Origin of the sequence: Mycobacterium sp. ST-F2, assembly GCF_001905655.1 — a bacterium.
In the GTDB taxonomy this organism is placed as follows: Bacteria; Actinomycetota; Actinomycetes; order Mycobacteriales; family Mycobacteriaceae; genus Mycobacterium.
In genome coordinates this window covers 1-14821 of the sequence record NZ_JMHT01000052.1, presented here as the reverse complement: position 1 = coordinate 14821, position 14821 = coordinate 1, and the positions used below count along the sequence as shown (strand labels likewise).

17 protein-coding genes and 1 tRNA gene are annotated in these 14821 nt (G+C 67.3%); 10 read left to right on the top strand and 8 right to left on the bottom strand.

The window, feature by feature from the left end; translation table 11 throughout:
- Entirely contained in the window at positions 1-243 is a 243-nt protein-coding gene (locus EB75_RS18515; RefSeq protein ID WP_073696789.1) for a hypothetical protein, read from the bottom strand.
- A 158-nt stretch (positions 244-401) separates the two neighbouring features.
- On the opposite strand from EB75_RS18515, the gene EB75_RS18510 reads away from it, so the two are divergent.
- The 3 genes from EB75_RS18510 to EB75_RS18500 all read left to right on the top strand — a co-directional run bounded on the left by EB75_RS18510 (position 402) and on the right by EB75_RS18500 (position 1312).
- A tRNA-Asn gene (locus EB75_RS18510) sits at positions 402-474 on the top strand.
- 120 nt (positions 475-594) lie between these two features.
- Positions 595-816 carry a hypothetical protein gene (locus EB75_RS18505; protein WP_142239690.1) on the top strand — a complete coding sequence of 74 codons (222 nt, stop codon included), beginning with the start codon at positions 595-597 and terminating at the stop codon, positions 814-816.
- 40 nt (positions 817-856) lie between these two features.
- Complete coding sequence (locus EB75_RS18500; RefSeq protein WP_073696787.1) at positions 857-1312, top strand: PRC-barrel domain-containing protein; 456 nt, start codon at positions 857-859, stop codon at positions 1310-1312.
- Here the strand turns inward: EB75_RS18500 and EB75_RS18495 are convergent.
- Positions 1306-1776, bottom strand: coding sequence for a GNAT family N-acetyltransferase (locus EB75_RS18495; RefSeq protein ID WP_073696786.1), 471 nt, complete (start codon positions 1774-1776; stop codon positions 1306-1308). The genes EB75_RS18500 and EB75_RS18495 overlap by 7 nt on opposite strands.
- A gap of 20 nt (positions 1777-1796) precedes the next feature.
- Positions 1797-2189, bottom strand: a complete 393-nt coding sequence (locus EB75_RS18490) for a hypothetical protein (protein ID WP_083612404.1) — start codon at positions 2187-2189, stop codon at positions 1797-1799.
- Positions 2190-2307: 118 nt separating this feature from the next.
- Between EB75_RS18490 and EB75_RS18485 the strand changes: the two genes are divergently transcribed.
- A complete protein-coding gene (locus EB75_RS18485) occupies positions 2308-2811 on the top strand; it encodes an LppP/LprE family lipoprotein (protein WP_073696785.1) in 504 nt (167 codons plus the stop codon).
- Between the two features lie 5 nt (positions 2812-2816).
- Here the strand turns inward: EB75_RS18485 and EB75_RS18480 are convergent, their stop codons facing one another.
- Positions 2817-3260: a MarR family winged helix-turn-helix transcriptional regulator gene (locus tag EB75_RS18480; RefSeq protein ID WP_073696784.1), complete on the bottom strand. Its 444-nt coding sequence runs from the start codon at positions 3258-3260 to the stop codon at positions 2817-2819.
- Between the two features lie 99 nt (positions 3261-3359).
- Here EB75_RS18480 and EB75_RS18475 point away from each other — a divergent pair, with 99 nt between their 5' ends.
- Together EB75_RS18475 and EB75_RS18470 are read left to right on the top strand one after the other, a co-directional pair.
- The gene (locus EB75_RS18475; RefSeq protein WP_073696783.1) at positions 3360-5399 is read left to right on the top strand and encodes an ABC transporter ATP-binding protein; all 2040 of its coding nucleotides are present in this window, start codon (positions 3360-3362) and stop codon (positions 5397-5399) included.
- Positions 5396-6232 (top strand): CbiQ family ECF transporter T component, encoded by an 837-nt coding sequence (locus EB75_RS18470; protein ID WP_073696782.1) that lies wholly within the window; start codon positions 5396-5398, stop codon positions 6230-6232. Before EB75_RS18475 ends, EB75_RS18470 begins: the two co-directional genes overlap by 4 nt.
- Here the strand turns inward: EB75_RS18470 and EB75_RS18465 are convergent.
- The 3 genes from EB75_RS18465 to EB75_RS18455 are packed head-to-tail and all read right to left on the bottom strand — an operon-like array spanning position 6229 to position 9219.
- Positions 6229-7551: an ABC transporter substrate-binding protein gene (locus tag EB75_RS18465; protein ID WP_073696781.1), complete on the bottom strand. Its 1323-nt coding sequence runs from the start codon at positions 7549-7551 to the stop codon at positions 6229-6231. The genes EB75_RS18470 and EB75_RS18465 overlap by 4 nt on opposite strands.
- Complete coding sequence (locus EB75_RS18460; protein WP_073696780.1) at positions 7548-8360, bottom strand: carbohydrate ABC transporter permease; 813 nt, start codon at positions 8358-8360, stop codon at positions 7548-7550. The genes EB75_RS18465 and EB75_RS18460 overlap by 4 nt, the downstream gene beginning before the upstream one ends.
- Complete coding sequence (locus EB75_RS18455) at positions 8347-9219, bottom strand: carbohydrate ABC transporter permease (protein ID WP_073696779.1); 873 nt, start codon at positions 9217-9219, stop codon at positions 8347-8349. The genes EB75_RS18460 and EB75_RS18455 overlap by 14 nt, the downstream gene beginning before the upstream one ends.
- Positions 9220-9269: 50 nt before the next feature.
- On the opposite strand from EB75_RS18455, the gene EB75_RS18450 reads away from it, so the two are divergent.
- Together EB75_RS18450 and EB75_RS18445 are read left to right on the top strand one after the other, a co-directional pair.
- Complete coding sequence (locus tag EB75_RS18450; protein ID WP_073696778.1) at positions 9270-10784, top strand: TldD/PmbA family protein; 1515 nt, start codon at positions 9270-9272, stop codon at positions 10782-10784.
- A complete protein-coding gene (locus EB75_RS18445; RefSeq protein ID WP_073696777.1) occupies positions 10784-12184 on the top strand; it encodes a metallopeptidase TldD-related protein in 1401 nt (466 codons plus the stop codon). Before EB75_RS18450 ends, EB75_RS18445 begins: the two co-directional genes overlap by 1 nt.
- Here EB75_RS18445 and EB75_RS18440 read toward each other — a convergent pair.
- Positions 12168-13193, bottom strand: a complete 1026-nt coding sequence (locus tag EB75_RS18440) for a threonine aldolase family protein (RefSeq protein WP_073696776.1) — start codon at positions 13191-13193, stop codon at positions 12168-12170. The two genes, EB75_RS18445 and EB75_RS18440, sit on opposite strands and share 17 nt — an antisense overlap.
- A gap of 14 nt (positions 13194-13207) precedes the next feature.
- Between EB75_RS18440 and EB75_RS18435 the strand changes: the two genes are divergently transcribed.
- Positions 13208-14050, top strand: coding sequence for a carboxymuconolactone decarboxylase family protein (locus tag EB75_RS18435; protein WP_073696824.1), 843 nt, complete (start codon positions 13208-13210; stop codon positions 14048-14050).
- A 107-nt stretch (positions 14051-14157) separates the two neighbouring features.
- Positions 14158-14821 (top strand): DUF222 domain-containing protein (locus tag EB75_RS18430; RefSeq protein ID WP_142239689.1); only part of this gene is annotated, 664 nt, incomplete at its 3' end.

Genomic DNA, 14821 nt, shown 5'->3' with positions numbered 1-14821 from the left:
TCAGTCGTGAATCGACTCCGGATGCAGTACCGAGGTCTGTGAGTCGATGGCCGTCAACCGCACCATATTCGGGTCCGGCGACACCTTGTCGGCGAGCTTGCGCCGGCCGGCATCCAGCACGGCCTTGGTCTTCGGGCTCTCGGTGATGGCGCGGTATGTGCCGGCGATCTGCTCGTAGCGGCGACGGCCGGCCTTGGCTCCCAGCACATAGCCCACGGCCATGACGGCGACGGCTCGGATCACTGGACCCCTCCCTGATGACGGTGCTTGGCTCTATCCTGCCTCACGATCGCCGATGCGTCTGGCCCGACCGGCAGCTACCAGCCGATTCAAAGATCCGCGCGGTCATGCGCTAGAGTCATGCCTCGGTTCAGGGACACGCGCCCGGGGCCTGAGCACAATCCCCTGTAGCTCAATTGGCAGAGCTCCCGACTGTTAATCGGGCGGTTATTGGTTCGAGTCCAATCGGGGGAGCAACGGTGACCAGCACGAGAGTGCTGGTCATTTTGCGTTCTGGGCTCCCGCTCCCGCTCCTGCGTCGAGCGTGCCCGTCGGAGCAGTTTTGGGCGCCGCGCATGCGGGTACCCCCACGACATGAATGAATCACCTACCCCGGTCGGCGCCATGGTGCCGGGTCTGGTGACCATCGCCGTCAGCTTCGTCGCCCTGGTTGTCGGTGCCGTCGCGATGGTCGCCGGGTATCTGACATTCGGCGCCGTGGCAATGCTCGTGTCCCTGGCCGCCGCGACCTTCGGCGCCGTGTGGTTGCTGTCGGGCATCTTGCTGGGCGAGCACCACCACGCGCACCACGGCTGAATCCCGCCCTGCATGGCGCGATAGAGGAACAGGGGGAACGATGTCGGATGCCGTTAGTCGGTTTGTCGGCGCGACCGTTTACGACCTCGCAGGCGGCAAGATCGGCAAAGTTCATCGCGTGTACGTCGACCCTCGTACCGGACATCCGAAATGGGCGTCAGTCCGCATCGGGTTGTTCGGTGGTTCTGAGTCGTTCGTACCGTTGGTCGGGGCGCGAGGCAGTGACGGTTCGGTTCGGGTTGCTGTCGCGAAGAACATCGTCAGGAACGCCCCGCGGGTCGACGGCTGCGACCGCGTCACAGCGCTGGCGGTGGCCAAGCTGCTCCGGCACTACGGGATGCCCGCGGGGCACGCGACCGGACTCCGAGCGGCGCAACAGCAGTCGTCGACGGCGGGGAGACATTTCTTGGAAGCCGCGGCCGCGGCGGCCGGCATCGGCGGCACCGCGGCGAACACGTCCGCACGTACGACTGAGCCGGAGCTTCCAGATCAGTGATTGCCGATCTCCACCGCGGGCCCCAGGTGCAGGATCGGAAACGGCCGCCCGTCGCCGTCGGTCTCTGAACGGCTCAAGGTGATGAACCCGTGGCGGTGGTAGAAGCCGACGGCCTGCGGGTTCTGTTCGTTCACGTCGACCAGGAGCCCCGGATTCGTGGCCATCGCGTCGACCAGCAAGGCCGACCCCGCACCGCGACCACGGTGCTGGTGGTCGATGAACAACATTTCGAGGTTCCCGCCGGCGACGCCCGCGAACCCGACCGGCGCGCCATCGAACTCCGCCACTGTCAGGTCGACGAGCTTCAGGTACTCCTCGGCAAGGCGGCGTTCGTAGAAGTCGATGTCGTCGGCAGTCAGGAAGTCGTGCGTCGCTTCGACCGCACTGCGCCAGATGCGCACCAGCTCAGGCCATTCCGCGGGGCCGTGGGATGGACGGAGCACAAAACCAGGCGTTGCAGTCACGGCCCCAGAGTAATGAGACCTCACCAGACCAGAACGTGATCGGGGTCGGGGTCGTCGGCGCCGGCCTCAACGGGATCCAGTAGGTGGCCCCACTGCTTCCGTGCGATGCGTACCGTGTCGGGACGCGATCCTCCCGTCAGCCGCAATGACTGACCGCCTGATAGTTCGACCAACGCTTCGGCCAGTACGTACGGCGACATCTCGTGGTCGTGGGCGACCCCGATCAGTTCCACCGCGGCGTCCTGCCACCGTCGCCTCTGCAGTCCGACGAGGACGCCCACTGCGAGGGCCAGCACGCGGCGTTGCGCTTTGGTGCCCGAGGCCGGCCATGATCCGCTGCCGTACAACCCGGACACTCCGCCGGGCAAACCATCGTCGTACTCCGGCGGACCACCGCCGACCGTGATCGACATGGCAACCGAATACCCGCGCGGACATCCGGCGAAACGCTCAGCTACCGGTACGGCCGGCGCTTCGCGCAAACCAGGTCGGTGTCAAAAGGCTTGGTGCGCTTACCCGTAGGCTGGCCCGATGCGGTCTTCCGGCTACACATCAGCTTTCGTCCTGCTTTCGGCATCGGCCCTGCTTGCCGCCGGGTGCGGTTGGAGCCCGAAAGGCGGGGAACCCACGCCGGAAGCCGACAAGTGCACGCCGGCAGACGCGCCGCCGGAAAACATCGTGAGAGCCTCGATCTTCTCGCTGCCGCAGCCGGCAGTGGGCAAGTGGGTGCAAACGGGCAGCGGTCATACGTCGGACTGCTCGTTGTATTGGGTGCAGGTGGGCCAGAACAATTCGACACCGGACAGCCCACAGCAGGTGGTGTTCTTCAACAAGGGCACGATGCTCGGTACCCCGACGCCCAGCCCGCGGCCGTACATCACCGTCACCGCGAGTTCGCCGAACACTGCCACAGTTCAGTACCAGTGGCAGCAGGCCAAGGACCAGCCGGGGATGCCGACGGGCATCGGCAGCGTGCGTTTCACCATCGAGGCCGGCGCGCTCAAGGCCCTGGACCCGATCCCCGGTCCGAAGTAGGAGCGTCAGTGCGTGGCGAGCAGGCCGCGCATGATATGCACGGCGGCCGCCAGCGTGTCCCGATCGGAGCTGTCGAGCTCCTCGAGGAACGGGTCGATGGCGTTGCCGCGGTCGGCACGGACCTGTTCCAGCGTGGCGACGCCGTGGGGCGTGATGCTGATGAGGACGGCGCGGGCGTCGTCGGGGTCGACGGTGCGGGACACCAGGCCGGCGTCCTCGAGGCGGCGGACCTGGGTCGTCATCGTCGGCTGAGAGCAGTGGTCCAGCGCCGCGAGATCGGAGATCCGGGCGCGACCCTCGGCTTCGATGGTGGAGAGCAGCCGGGCCTGCGCGAACGGCAGGGGGAGCCGCACGCGCTGATTGGCCAAGCGGTTGATTCGTGCAACGACGGCGAGGAGATCCGAGGCGAGAGTCGTTTCGGTCGCCGGTGCAATTGCCATGTTCAACATAGTTCCATAGATTCTCTATGTAGTCGAACCACCGTCGAGAGTGTCGACGGTCACAACACCGTCGAGTTTACTCGTCTACGCAGCTGGCAGAATTGTGAAATGACTGTTGCCGGCCCACGTGACAAAGCCGGCCCCCTCAATCCGGGCGAGTACGCCCAGGCCGCCGTGATGGCGGCGCTGAGTGCGGCCACCGCCATCATCGCTGTCGTCATTCCGTTCGCCGCGGGCCTGGGAATGCTGGGTACGGTCCCGATGGGACTGCTTGCGTACCGCTACCGACTTCGGGTCCTGCTCGCCGCGACCGTCGCCGGTGGCACCATCGCCTTCCTCATCGCCGGCATGGGCGGTCTGATGACCGTGGTGTTCTGCGCCTACATCGGCGGACTGACAGGCATCGTCAAACGCACCGGCCGCGGCATCGCGACTGTGCTGTTGGCTTCGGCGGCGGCAGGGGCGGCGTTCGGCGCCTACGTCATCGGCATTCTGCTGTTGGTGGGGCGGCTGCGGGAGCTGATCTTCGCCTCGATGACCGCCAACATCAACGGCGTGGCGAACGCCATCGCGGTGGTTCCCGGTGGGGAACGTGCCGCCGAGGATCTGCGCGCCGGTTTCGCCGCGTTCCTGCACTACTGGCCGGCGCCGGTGATGATCTCGGTCGTCATGCACATCATGTTCGTCACGTTGCTCGGCTGGTGGGCGCTGTCGCGGGTGCTGACCCGGCTGTTCGGCATCCCCGATGTCCACAAGCTCGACGCCGTCGAATCGGCCGGCCCGGTGGCCCCCGTCCCGGCCCGGTTGCGCGACGTGCGGTTCCGGTACCCCGGTACCAATCGCGATGCGCTCGGCCCGGTGACCATGGACATCAACGCCGGTGAGCACGTCGCCGTCACCGGCGCCAACGGGTCGGGCAAGACGACGCTGATGCTCACGCTCGCGGGCCGCGCGCCGACCGCGGGCAGTATCGATCGCCCCGGTGCGGTCGGCCTCGGCCAGACCGGGGGCACCGCGGTCGTCATGCAGCACCCGGAGAGTCAGGTGCTGGGCACCCGGGTCGCCGACGACGTGGTGTGGGGCCTGCCGTCGGGGACGACCATCGACGTCGAACGGCTGCTGGGCGAGGTCGGTTTGAGTGGTATGGCCGACCGGGACACCGGCGGGTTGTCCGGCGGCGAGCTGCAGCGCCTGGCGGTGGCGGCCGCCCTGGCCCGCGAGCCCGCTCTGCTGATCGCCGACGAGGTCACCAGCATGGTCGACCAGCAGGGCCGTGACGTGCTGCTGTCGGTGCTGTCCGACCTGACCCGGCACCACCGGACGTCGCTCGTGCACATCACGCACTACAACGACGAAGCCGACTCTGCCGACCGGGTGGTCCGGCTCGACGGTGCGAGTGACAACATCGAGATGGTCGCGACCGCGCCGGTGCCGATCGTGTCGGAAGGGGTTGAGCCCGACGGCCCTGCGGTGCTCGAGGTGCGCGGCGTCGGGCACCAGTACGGCAGCGGAACACCGTGGGAATCAACGGCATTGCGCGACATCAGCTTCACCGTCCACGAGGGCGAGGGCGTCCTGATCCACGGGCTCAACGGCTCCGGGAAGTCGACGCTGGCCTGGATTCTGGCCGGTCTCACGGTGCCGACCACCGGCACCTGCCTGCTGGACGGCAAGCCGGTGTCCGATCAGGTTGGCGCCGTCGCCATTTCGTTCCAGGCGGCCAGGCTCCAGTTGATGCGGTCACGGGTGGGTGCGGAAATCGCGTCGGCTGCGGGGTTCTCGCGGCGCGACCGCGCCCGGGTCACCGAGGCTCTCGCGATGGTCGGGCTGGACGCGGAGCTCGCGGACCGGCGCATCGACCAGCTCAGTGGCGGCCAGATGCGCCGAGTGGTGTTGGCCGGGTTGCTGTCTCGTCGTCCGCGGGCGCTGATCCTGGATGAACCCCTGGCCGGGCTGGATGCCGCCAGCCAGCGCGGTCTCGTGGCGCTGCTCGCCGAACTGCGCCGTACCACAGGGCTGACGGTCGTCGTCATCTCGCACGACTTCGCCGGACTCGACGAGCTCTGTCCGCGCATCCTGCGGCTGCACCGCGGCGAACTCGCCGGTCAGTCGACGGAATCACCGATCACCGCGGGAGGACGATCATGACCGCCCCCGCGACCCAGCGCCGGTCGATGGTGCTGCTGCGCCCCGTGCCCGGCACGTCGCCCATCCACGAATTGTGGGCCGGCACCAAGCTTTTGGTCGTGGCGCTGATCGGCGTCGTCCTGACGATCTACCCCGGGTGGGTCCCCATCGGCCTGGTGGCGCTGCTGGTGATGCTGACGGCGTGGCTGGCGCACATCCCACGCAGCGTGCTGCCGTCGGTGCCGCTGCTGGTGTGGCTGCTGCTGTTGCTCGGTGGCGCGACCGCCGCCCTGGCGGGCGGCGAGCCGTTCATCGACATCGGGTCGGCGCATCTGGGACTGGGCGGGCTGCTGAAGTTCCTGCAGATCACGGTGTTGTCCATCGTGCTGCTCGGGCTGGGCGGGCTGGTGTCCTGGACCACCAACGTCGCCGAAATCGCGCCTGCCGTAGCCACATTGGGCCGGCCGCTGAAGTGGTTCCGGATCCCGGTCGACGAATGGGCCGTCACGTTGGCCTTGGCGCTGCGGGCATTCCCGATGCTGATCGATGAATACCGCGTGTTGTTCGCGGCCCGTCGGCTGCGCCCCAAGGTGCGACCGGAGACCCGCCGGGCCCGGCGTCGGCAGCGGTGGGCCGAGATCGTCGACCTACTGGCGGCCGCAGTGACGGTGGCGCTGCGGCGCGGCGACGAGATGGGTGACGCCATCACCGCGCGTGGTGGGGTGGGTCAGATCGTCGCAAGTCCGGCACGTCCTGGGCTGAAGGATGCGGTGGCGCTGCTGATGGTGGTGGCGATGTGCGTGCTGTCGGTGTGGGTCGAGGTGGCCACCCCGCTGGCCACCAGCAAGCTTTAGCGGTCGGCTGCGGCGTTGGCCGCCTTCTGCGCGGCGGTCAAGGTCGATGCGACGGGCGCGCGGCCCAGGAACATCTCGTCGAAAAACGGTCTGATGGCCAGGAATCCGGCCGGGAAGCCCGCGCCGCCGGGGGCGGGGATGCGCGGTCCGTCGAGCACCGTGAAGAACGGCCGCACGTCGATGTTGCGGTGTGCCCAGTAGTCGAAGTAGACGCGCTGAGCGGCCGGCACGGCGGGTACCGCGGATCCGCTGGTGCCCAGGAACGCATTGCCCTCGGCGCTGCCCATCCACGCCAGCACCGCACGCACCGCGCCGGGATGACGGGTCGCCGAATTGGCCGCGGCGGCAATCCCGTTGGTGACGCTGACCCGACCGGCTGGACCGCTCGGCAACATCGCCACACCCCAGCGGAAGTGCGCCTGATCGGCGATGGCGGCCAGGTTGTAGGTACCCGACTGGAACAGCGCCATGCGGCCCTGCAGGAACTGGTTACGGGAGAAGTCACCGTTGCCGTTGGTGTCGGCCGCGGAGGGAGACACGTGGTCGACGTTGATCAGGTTGACCAGGTACTCGAATGCCTGTCGTGCGCCGGGGTTGTCGAAGGCGAACCGGTCGCCGTCGCTGAACTGGCCGCCCGCCGAGCCGATGTAGTTGAGGTAGATGCCCTGCAGATCATTGGCGGCGTTGTAGCCCCACTGCCGTACCTGCCCGGCGTCGAATCCCGGTGTCCCGGCCTGGTTTCCGTGCCGGTCCAGAGTCAGCCGGGCGACCAGCGGGCGCAGGGTGTCGTCGGCGTCGGGGGACCAGCGCAGGGTGTCCAGCTCGGCCGGATCGATGTCGGCGGCCGCCAGCAGGTCTGCGTTGTAATACACGGCGATGCCACCGTCGGTCAGTTGCGGTAGCGCCCACAGCGTGCCGTTGCGGGTGAACTGTTGGTTCACCGATCCGTCCCACGCGTCGGAGGCGCCGCGGCCCAACAGTTTTCCGATGTCCAGCAGACGGCCGGTGTCGGCGTAGCCCGCCAGATAGGCGTTGGACAGCCAGAAGATGTCGTCGGCGCCGCCACCGGCGACGTCGGTGCGCAGCGAGTCGAAGTACGACGCGTAGGCGACGACGTCGACCCGGACCTCGATATCCGGGTGCCGGCGCGTGAACTCGGCGAACGACGACCGGTAGGCGGCGGCGACCTGAGCATCCCACAGTCGCACGGTGACAACGGTTTTCCCGCTGTCATCGGTGCGGCCCAGGATCACGGCGGCCACCAGCAGCACCGCCATGGTGGCGGCCAGGGCGATGACGAAACGGGTTGAGAACTTCATTTCATGCCGGTGACGACGATGGAGCGGACGATGTGCCGGCCCAGCACACTGAAGAGAAGGATCAGCGGCACGATCGCGACGGTCGTCGCCGCCAGCACCACGGTCCACTGCGCATCGAACTGGGACTGCAGCCCTGCGGTTGCGACGGTCAGTACGCGCCATGACGAGCCGCTGGTGATCACCAGCGGCCACATGAAGCTGTTCCACTGCGAGACAACGGTGATCAGTCCCAGCGTGACCAGAATCGACCGGCTGGCCGGCAGCACCACGTGCACGATGACGTCCAGCGTGCCGGCACCGTCGATGTGGGCGGCGCGAATGAGGTCGGCCGGGATGGACCGGAAGTACTCGCGCAGTAGGAAGATCGCGTAGGGCGAGCCGAACATGAACGGCAGCACCAACGCCCAGAAGGTATTGCGCAGCCCAGCCTCGGCCATCATGAGATACAGCGGCACGACCGTCACTGTTGCGGGCACCATCAGCGTCGCCAGATAGAGCCAGAACAGGGTGTCTCGCCCGGGAAATTCGAGCCGCGCGAACGCGTAGGCGGCCGTCACCGAAAAGGCCAACTGGCCCAGCAGGATCACCGCGGTCATCAGAGCGGTCACCAGCGCGGCCCGGCCGAAGCCGGCGTCGGCCAGCGCGGTGTAGTTGGCCAGGGTCGGCGGATTCGGCAGCGACAGCGGCGATTCGGTGTTGAACTGCCGCGCCGAGGTGAACGAGGTCATCAAGCCCAGGCCGAAGGGCACGAGGGTGATGGCGGCGGCTGCTACCAACACGGCGTAGATGAGCGCGTTACGTGAGGTCATAGCTGATCCGCCGGCGGAAGTAGAAGTGCTGCACCACTGTGATGCCGAGCAGCAGGACGAACAGGATCAGGGCCATCACTGCGGCGCGGCCCACCGCGGCCGAGCCGAATGCCTCGGCGTAGATGCGGTGCGCGATCAGATCGGTGCGACCTTCGGGGCCGCCGCCGGTCAGCGCGTAGACGGTGTCGAAAACCTGTGCCGCACTCACGATTCCCGTCACGAGGACGAAAAAGAGGGTGGGCCGCAGCATGGGCAGGGTGATGCGACGGAAGCGCTGCCATGCGTTTGCGCCGTCGATCCGGGCGGCGTCGTGAACGTCGCCCGGGATAGCCAGGATTCCGGCGAGGAAGAACAGCGCCACGTAACCGACGTTGGTCCACACGGTGACCGCCGAAACCAGCGGCAGCGCCAGTGTCGGGTCCGTCAGCCATTCGATGCGATGCCCGAGAACCGTGCTGACCGCGCCGTCGGTGGGGCTGAGAATCCAGCGCCACAGCACCGCGATGGCCAGCGGCGAGCAGATCCAGGGCAGGACGTACAGCGTGCGGAAGAACCCGGAGCCCGGCAGCTCGCGGGCCAGCAGCATGGCGGCCACCAGGCCCAGGATCGTTTGGACGGGGACCACGAGCGCGATGAAACCAAAGTTCACTGCCATGGAGCGGCCGAATGTCGGGTCGGTGAGCACCGCGTGCCAGTTGTCCAGCCCGACGAATCGGATGGGTCCCAACAGGTCCCAGTGCTGCAGGCTCAGCCACGCCACCACGAGCATGGGCAGCAGCAGGAACATCACCACGCCGAACAAGCTGGGGGCGAGCAGCGCATAGCCGGTCAGGGTGTCCCGAAAACTGCGGCGCGCCATTCGAATATTAAAGCGATCATCAAAGCCGGTCGTGCCACTACGGTGTAGCCGTGACTGCGCTGCGACGGGTTGACGCCGACTTCCTGGCCTTGCCGCGCCATTTGCTGGCCGATGCTGCGGTGTCGGCCGCGCTGGCTGCTGGTGCGAGCTACGCCGACCTCCGGATTCACCGGATCACCACCGAGCACATCCAACTGCGCGACGGTGAGTTGGAGACCTCGGTGGTGACCCGCGAGATCGGTCTCGCGGTGCGGGTGATCGTCGACGGCACCTGGGGTTTCGCCTCCCACGCCGAGCTGAACCCCGAGGTCGCGGCCGAGACGGCGCGCCGGGCGGTGCAGGTCGCGGTGACGCTGGCGCCGCTCAACGCCGAACGTATCGAGTTGGCTCCGGAGCCCGTCTACTCCGACGTGTCGTGGGTGTCGCCGTACCGCATCGACCCGTTTGACGTGACCGCCGCCGACAAGATCGCGCTGCTGGGCGAGTATTCGGGCCGGTTGCTCGCGGCCGACGGAGTGGACCACGTGTCGGCGGACGTGCAGGCGGTCAAGGAACAGGTGTTCTACGCCGATGCGTTCGGCTCATCGATCACGCAGCAGCGGGTGCGGGTGCAGCCGACGTTGGAAGCCGTCGCCGTGGACAGTGCCGCAGGGTCGTTCGAGAGCATGCGGATCCGCATCCCGACCGCCCGCGGCTGGGAAACGGTCGCCGGCGACGAGGTATGCGACTGGACAACGGAGTTGGCTGAGCTGCCGTCGCTGTTGTCCGAGAAGGTCAAAGCGCCGAGCGTGACGGCCGGTCCCACCGACCTGGTGATCGACCCCTCCAACCTGTGGTTGACCATTCACGAATCCATCGGCCACGCCACCGAATACGACCGGGCGATCGGCTACGAGGCGGCCTACGCCGGAACGTCATTCGCCACGCCGGACAAGCTGGGCACCATGCAGTACGGGTCGCCGATCATGAACGTCACCGCCGACCGCACTGTCGAACACGGCCTGGCCACCATCGGATTCGACGACGAAGGGGTCCGGGCGCAGAGCTGGGACCTGGTGCGCGACGGCGTCTTTGTCGGATATCAGCTGGACCGGGTGTTCGCACCAAGACTCGGGGTGGCCCGCTCCAACGGTTGCTCGTATGCCGACTCGCCGCATCACGTGCCGATCCAGCGGATGGCCAACGTGTCCCTGCAACCCGGCAGCGAGGACCTGAGCACGGACGATCTGATCAGCCGGGTCGAGGACGGCATCTACATCGTCGGCGACAAGTCGTGGTCGATTGACATGCAGCGGTACAACTTCCAGTTCACCGGCCAGCGGTTCTTCAAGATTCGCGACGGAAAGCTGGACGGTCAGCTGCGCGATGTCGCCTACCAGGCCACCACGACCGACTTCTGGAGATCGATGGAAGCCGTTGGTGGACAGTCGACCTGGCGGCTCGGCGGGGCATTCAACTGCGGCAAGGCCCAACCCGGCCAGGTGGCCGCCGTCAGCCACGGCTGCCCGTCCGCGCTGTTCCGCGGCATCAATGTGCTCAACACGCGAACTGAATCGGGGCGTTGATGATCAGTCCTACTCCCCGTCGCTTCGCTCGCCTCAGCGCACCACAGGTTGTCGACCTCGTCCTGGCCGAGGCGGCCCGCCGGGGTCGCACCGACGAGACCATCGTTCTCGTCACCGACCGGTCCACCGCGTCGCTGCGCTGGGCCCGCAATACCATGACCACCAATGGCGAGTCGGTGAGTCGCGAGACCACCGTCATTTCGATTGTCCGGCAAGGGGATAAAGCCCGGGTCGGCGCGGTGAAGTCCAGTGAGGTCGATCCGGAGGCCATCGCCGGTCTGGTCGCGGCATCGCAGGATGCCGCGCAGGCCGCGCCAGAAGCTCGGGACAGCGCACCGGCACTGGCCGGGCAGGAAGTTTCCGACGATTGGGAGGCTCCGTCGCCGCTGACCGGTGCCGCGGTGTTCGGCAACGTCGCGGCGCGCCTGGTCGACGGTTTCCACCGCAGCGACGCGCTGTACGGGTTCGCCCGACACGAACTCGACACCACCTACCTGGCCACCTCAGGCGGAATCCGGCGCCGGTTCACCCAACCCACCGGCTCAGTCGAGGTCAATGCCAAGCGCGACGGCGCCAGCGCCTGGGCCGGGGTCAGCACTGCCGATTTCATCGGTGTGCCAATCGATTCCATGCTCGATGACCTGTGCCTGCGGCTCGGGTGGGCGTCCCGGACCGTCGAACTGCCCGCCGGCCGGTACGAAACGTTGATGCCGCCATCGACCGTGGCCGACATGATGATCTACCTCGGCTGGACGATGGACGGCCGGGGAGCGCAGGAGGGGCGCACCGCGCTGTCGGCGCCGGGCGGCACCCGGGTGGGGGAGAAGCTCACCGACCTTGGTCTGACGCTGTACTCGGACCCCTTTGCGCCAGGGTTGGATTGCTTGCCGTTCGTGGCGACGTCGAGTTCGTCGGAACGGGTGTCGGTGTTCGACAACGGCCTGGACATCGGCCGCGTCGACTGGATTCGCGACGGTGTGGTGAACGCCCTGGCCTATCCGCGTTCGGCCGCAGCGGAATTCGACGCGCCCGTCGCCGTGCCGGCCGACAATCTGCTGATGACCGGCGGCACCGCGAGCCTGGCCGAGATGATCGCCGGCACGCAACGCGGCCTGCTGCTGACCACGCTCTGGTACATCCGTGAGGTCGATCCGACGGTGCTGCTGCTGACCGGGCTGACGCGCGACGGCGTCTACCTCATCGAGGACGGTGAAGTGACGGGCGCAGTCAACAACTTCCGGTTCAACGAGAGCCCACTCGACCTCCTGCGGCGCGCCACCGAAGCCGGCATCAGCGAGACCACGCTGCCGCGCGAATGGGGCGACTGGGCCACCCGGGCGCAGATGCCGTCGTTGCGGATTCCGGACTTCCACATGTCGTCGGTCAGTCAGGCGCAATAACTTTCAGCGCCGTGGCGACGTCGTCGTCGGTGGTGGCCCATGAGCAGACGAAGCGGACGACTGGTCGCAGTGGGTCCGGAGCGTGGACCGCGAAGCGTTCCCGCACGCGCGCGGTGATCGCGGCGTCGAGGATGACGAACACCTCGTTGGCCTCGGTCGGCGCGGCCAGTTGCAGCCCCGCCTCCGCAAATCCGGCGCTCAAAGTCGCGGCCATGCGGTTGGCGTGTGCCGCGGTCTGCAACCAGAGATCGTCGTGCAGCATGGCATCGAACTGCGCCGAGATGAAGCGGTGCTTGCTGGCGAGGTGTCCGATCTGTTTCTGTACGAAGCGAATTCCGTGGAAATGCTCGGGTCGGCGCACGAGCACGGCGTCACCGAACAGCATGCCGTTCTTGGTGCCGCCGACGGTGACGATGTCGGCGTCGCCGATGGCCTCCTTTGGGCTTATGCCAAGGGCGGCAATGGCATTGGCGATGCGCGAGCCGTCCACATGCACCAACAGGTCGTGCTGGTGGGCGTAGTCGATGAACTCCGTCAGCGCGGCAGGTGACCAGACGCGGCCGTTCTCGGTCGACTGAGTGATGGTGACGATGCGCGGCTGCGAGTGGTGCACCTCGCCGCGGCGGGCGATGTGCCGATCCAGCTCCCGCGGCGCGATCAGGCCGTCATCGCTGGGTAGGGGAGTCAGCTGCGCGCCGGAGAGTCGCACGGGTCCGCCGGCTTCGTCGAGCAAGGAGTGTGCGATGTCGCTGCACAGAATTTCCTGCCACGGCTGCACGGCGGAGGCCAGCGCGATGATGTTGGCCGCGGTGCCGGTGAAGGCGAACAGCACGTCGGCGTCGGGGGCCTCGAAGGCTTCTCTGAGGGCCTGCGCCGCGCGTCCGGTGCTCGCGTCGGTGCCGTAGGAGCTCACACTGTCGTGATTGACCCTGACGATGGCCTCCATGACGCGAGGGTGAGCACCAGCAGCGTTGTCGGAGGCGAATGCGGCCGAGACGGTCGAACCCATGCGTCGATGGTCTCATCGCGGCAATAATCCGAAGTGTGGAGGATCTACTGACTGCCCTGATCGCGTTGTCGCCACCGGCTGATCGGCGGCTCAATGCGGTCATGCGGCAGACGTGTGCCGAGACGTTGGGCCTCGAGGCGTTGCCCTACGAAGAGGTGTTCGGGCCCGTGTCCGACACCGAGCCGCTGGTGGCCGAGTTCGCCGAGCAGTTCAGCACCGACGTGTCGGTGATCTCTGTGGCTCAGCGCGAACAGCTCACCGCAGCGCTGGGGGCCAACACTTTTCGCGTGGTGGCGCTGATGTACATCGCCGACTTCGTGCCGCGAGTGCGGGCCGGATTCGCGGCACTTGGGCTGCCGCCGATCGCCGATCCCGACGGTTGGGACCACTCCACTGATCCGGTGGACCTGCTGTTGAACCGCTTCGCAAGTACTGTCGGCGCGTTGCGCGAGCTCGATCCGGTGATGACCGAGGTGGTCCGGCTGCGCGGTGCGGCGGCGCACAACTGCCGGCTGTGCAAGTCGCTGCGCGAGGGCACGGCGCTGGATGCCGGCGGCAATGAGTCGCTGTATTCGGAGATCGAGCTGTACGAGTCGTCGGAGCTGCTCGACGACAGGCAGAAAGCCGCGCTGCGCTACGTCGACGCCCTGGTGTGGACGCCGTCGCGGATCCCGGCCGACGTCGCCGCAGGGGTTCGTGCGCACTTCTCCGACGCCGAGGCCACCGAGATCACCCTCGACGTGATGCGCAACGGCATCAACAAGATCGCGGTCGCGCTGGGCGGCGACGCACCGCGGGTCAGCGAGGGTACCGAGCGGTATCTGCTCGGCGCGGACGGTCAGCCGGTCTTCTCGTAGGAGTGTTCTTAACAACTTTGATCTCAATGGTCTCACCAGCCACGGTAGATAACTAGCGTCACACAGTCTGACCGATTTTTGTCGGTGGTTCGTACTAGTGTTCGAATATGGACGTTGCGAGCCCCACCCGTGCCGAGGCGGCGTACGCCGGCCTCGGCGCGGCGCTGGCCGAGGTGGCGTCGCTGGACTACAGCACCCTCTCGGTGCCCGAACTCCTGGCGCTGCAATCGGAGCGGGAACGGTGGACGTGTGCCGCGGCGGCGGTCGATCACCATATCCAGGCCGCTTTGGCGGCCCAGACCACGGCGAAAGACATCGGGGCGAAAAACTGGGCGGACGCGCTGCGTACCCGGGACCGGCTCAGCCTGGAGGAATCCCGCCGCCGGGTCCGGCACGCCGAGTTGTTGGGGCCGCGGTGGTCGTTGACCGGGGAACCGTTGCCGCCGCTGCGGCCGCATGTCGCGGCCGCGGTCGCCGCGGGCGCGATCAATGCTGATCATGTCGATGTCATCGAATCGTTCTTCGCCAAACTGCCCACCTGGGCGAACCTGGCCAGCCTCGACGAGTGCGAGCAGGCGTTGGTGGCCGCGGCCCGCAATCTCACGCCTGAATCGCTGCGGTCGGTGGTCCGGCGCAAGCTGTATGAGTGGGATCAGGATGGTCCCGAACCTGATGACCGGGACCCGGAACCCCACCGGGACCGGGCGCTGGTGGTGTCCAAGCAGCGACCCGACGGCAGCAGCGAGCTGCGTGGTGTCCTGACCCCGACCG

Excerpts from the sequence above, each read along its gene's own strand:
- EB75_RS18505 (WP_142239690.1), top strand. The coding sequence starts at position 595 with ATGAATGAATCACCTACCCCGGTCGGCGCCATGGTGCCGGGTCTGGTG.
- EB75_RS18500 (WP_073696787.1), top strand. The coding sequence starts at position 857 with ATGTCGGATGCCGTTAGTCGGTTTGTCGGCGCGACCGTTTACGACCTC.
- EB75_RS18490 (WP_083612404.1), bottom strand. The coding sequence starts at position 2,189 with ATGTCGATCACGGTCGGCGGTGGTCCGCCGGAGTACGACGATGGTTTG.
- EB75_RS18485 (WP_073696785.1), top strand. The coding sequence starts at position 2,308 with ATGCGGTCTTCCGGCTACACATCAGCTTTCGTCCTGCTTTCGGCATCG.
- EB75_RS18480 (WP_073696784.1), bottom strand. The coding sequence starts at position 3,260 with ATGTTGAACATGGCAATTGCACCGGCGACCGAAACGACTCTCGCCTCG.
- EB75_RS18475 (WP_073696783.1), top strand. The coding sequence starts at position 3,360 with ATGACTGTTGCCGGCCCACGTGACAAAGCCGGCCCCCTCAATCCGGGC.
- EB75_RS18470 (WP_073696782.1), top strand. The coding sequence starts at position 5,396 with ATGACCGCCCCCGCGACCCAGCGCCGGTCGATGGTGCTGCTGCGCCCC.
- EB75_RS18465 (WP_073696781.1), bottom strand. The coding sequence starts at position 7,551 with ATGAAGTTCTCAACCCGTTTCGTCATCGCCCTGGCCGCCACCATGGCG.
- EB75_RS18460 (WP_073696780.1), bottom strand. The coding sequence starts at position 8,360 with ATGACCTCACGTAACGCGCTCATCTACGCCGTGTTGGTAGCAGCCGCC.
- EB75_RS18455 (WP_073696779.1), bottom strand. The coding sequence starts at position 9,219 with ATGGCGCGCCGCAGTTTTCGGGACACCCTGACCGGCTATGCGCTGCTC.
- EB75_RS18445 (WP_073696777.1), top strand. The coding sequence starts at position 10,784 with ATGATCAGTCCTACTCCCCGTCGCTTCGCTCGCCTCAGCGCACCACAG.
- EB75_RS18440 (WP_073696776.1), bottom strand. The coding sequence starts at position 13,193 with ATGGGTTCGACCGTCTCGGCCGCATTCGCCTCCGACAACGCTGCTGGT.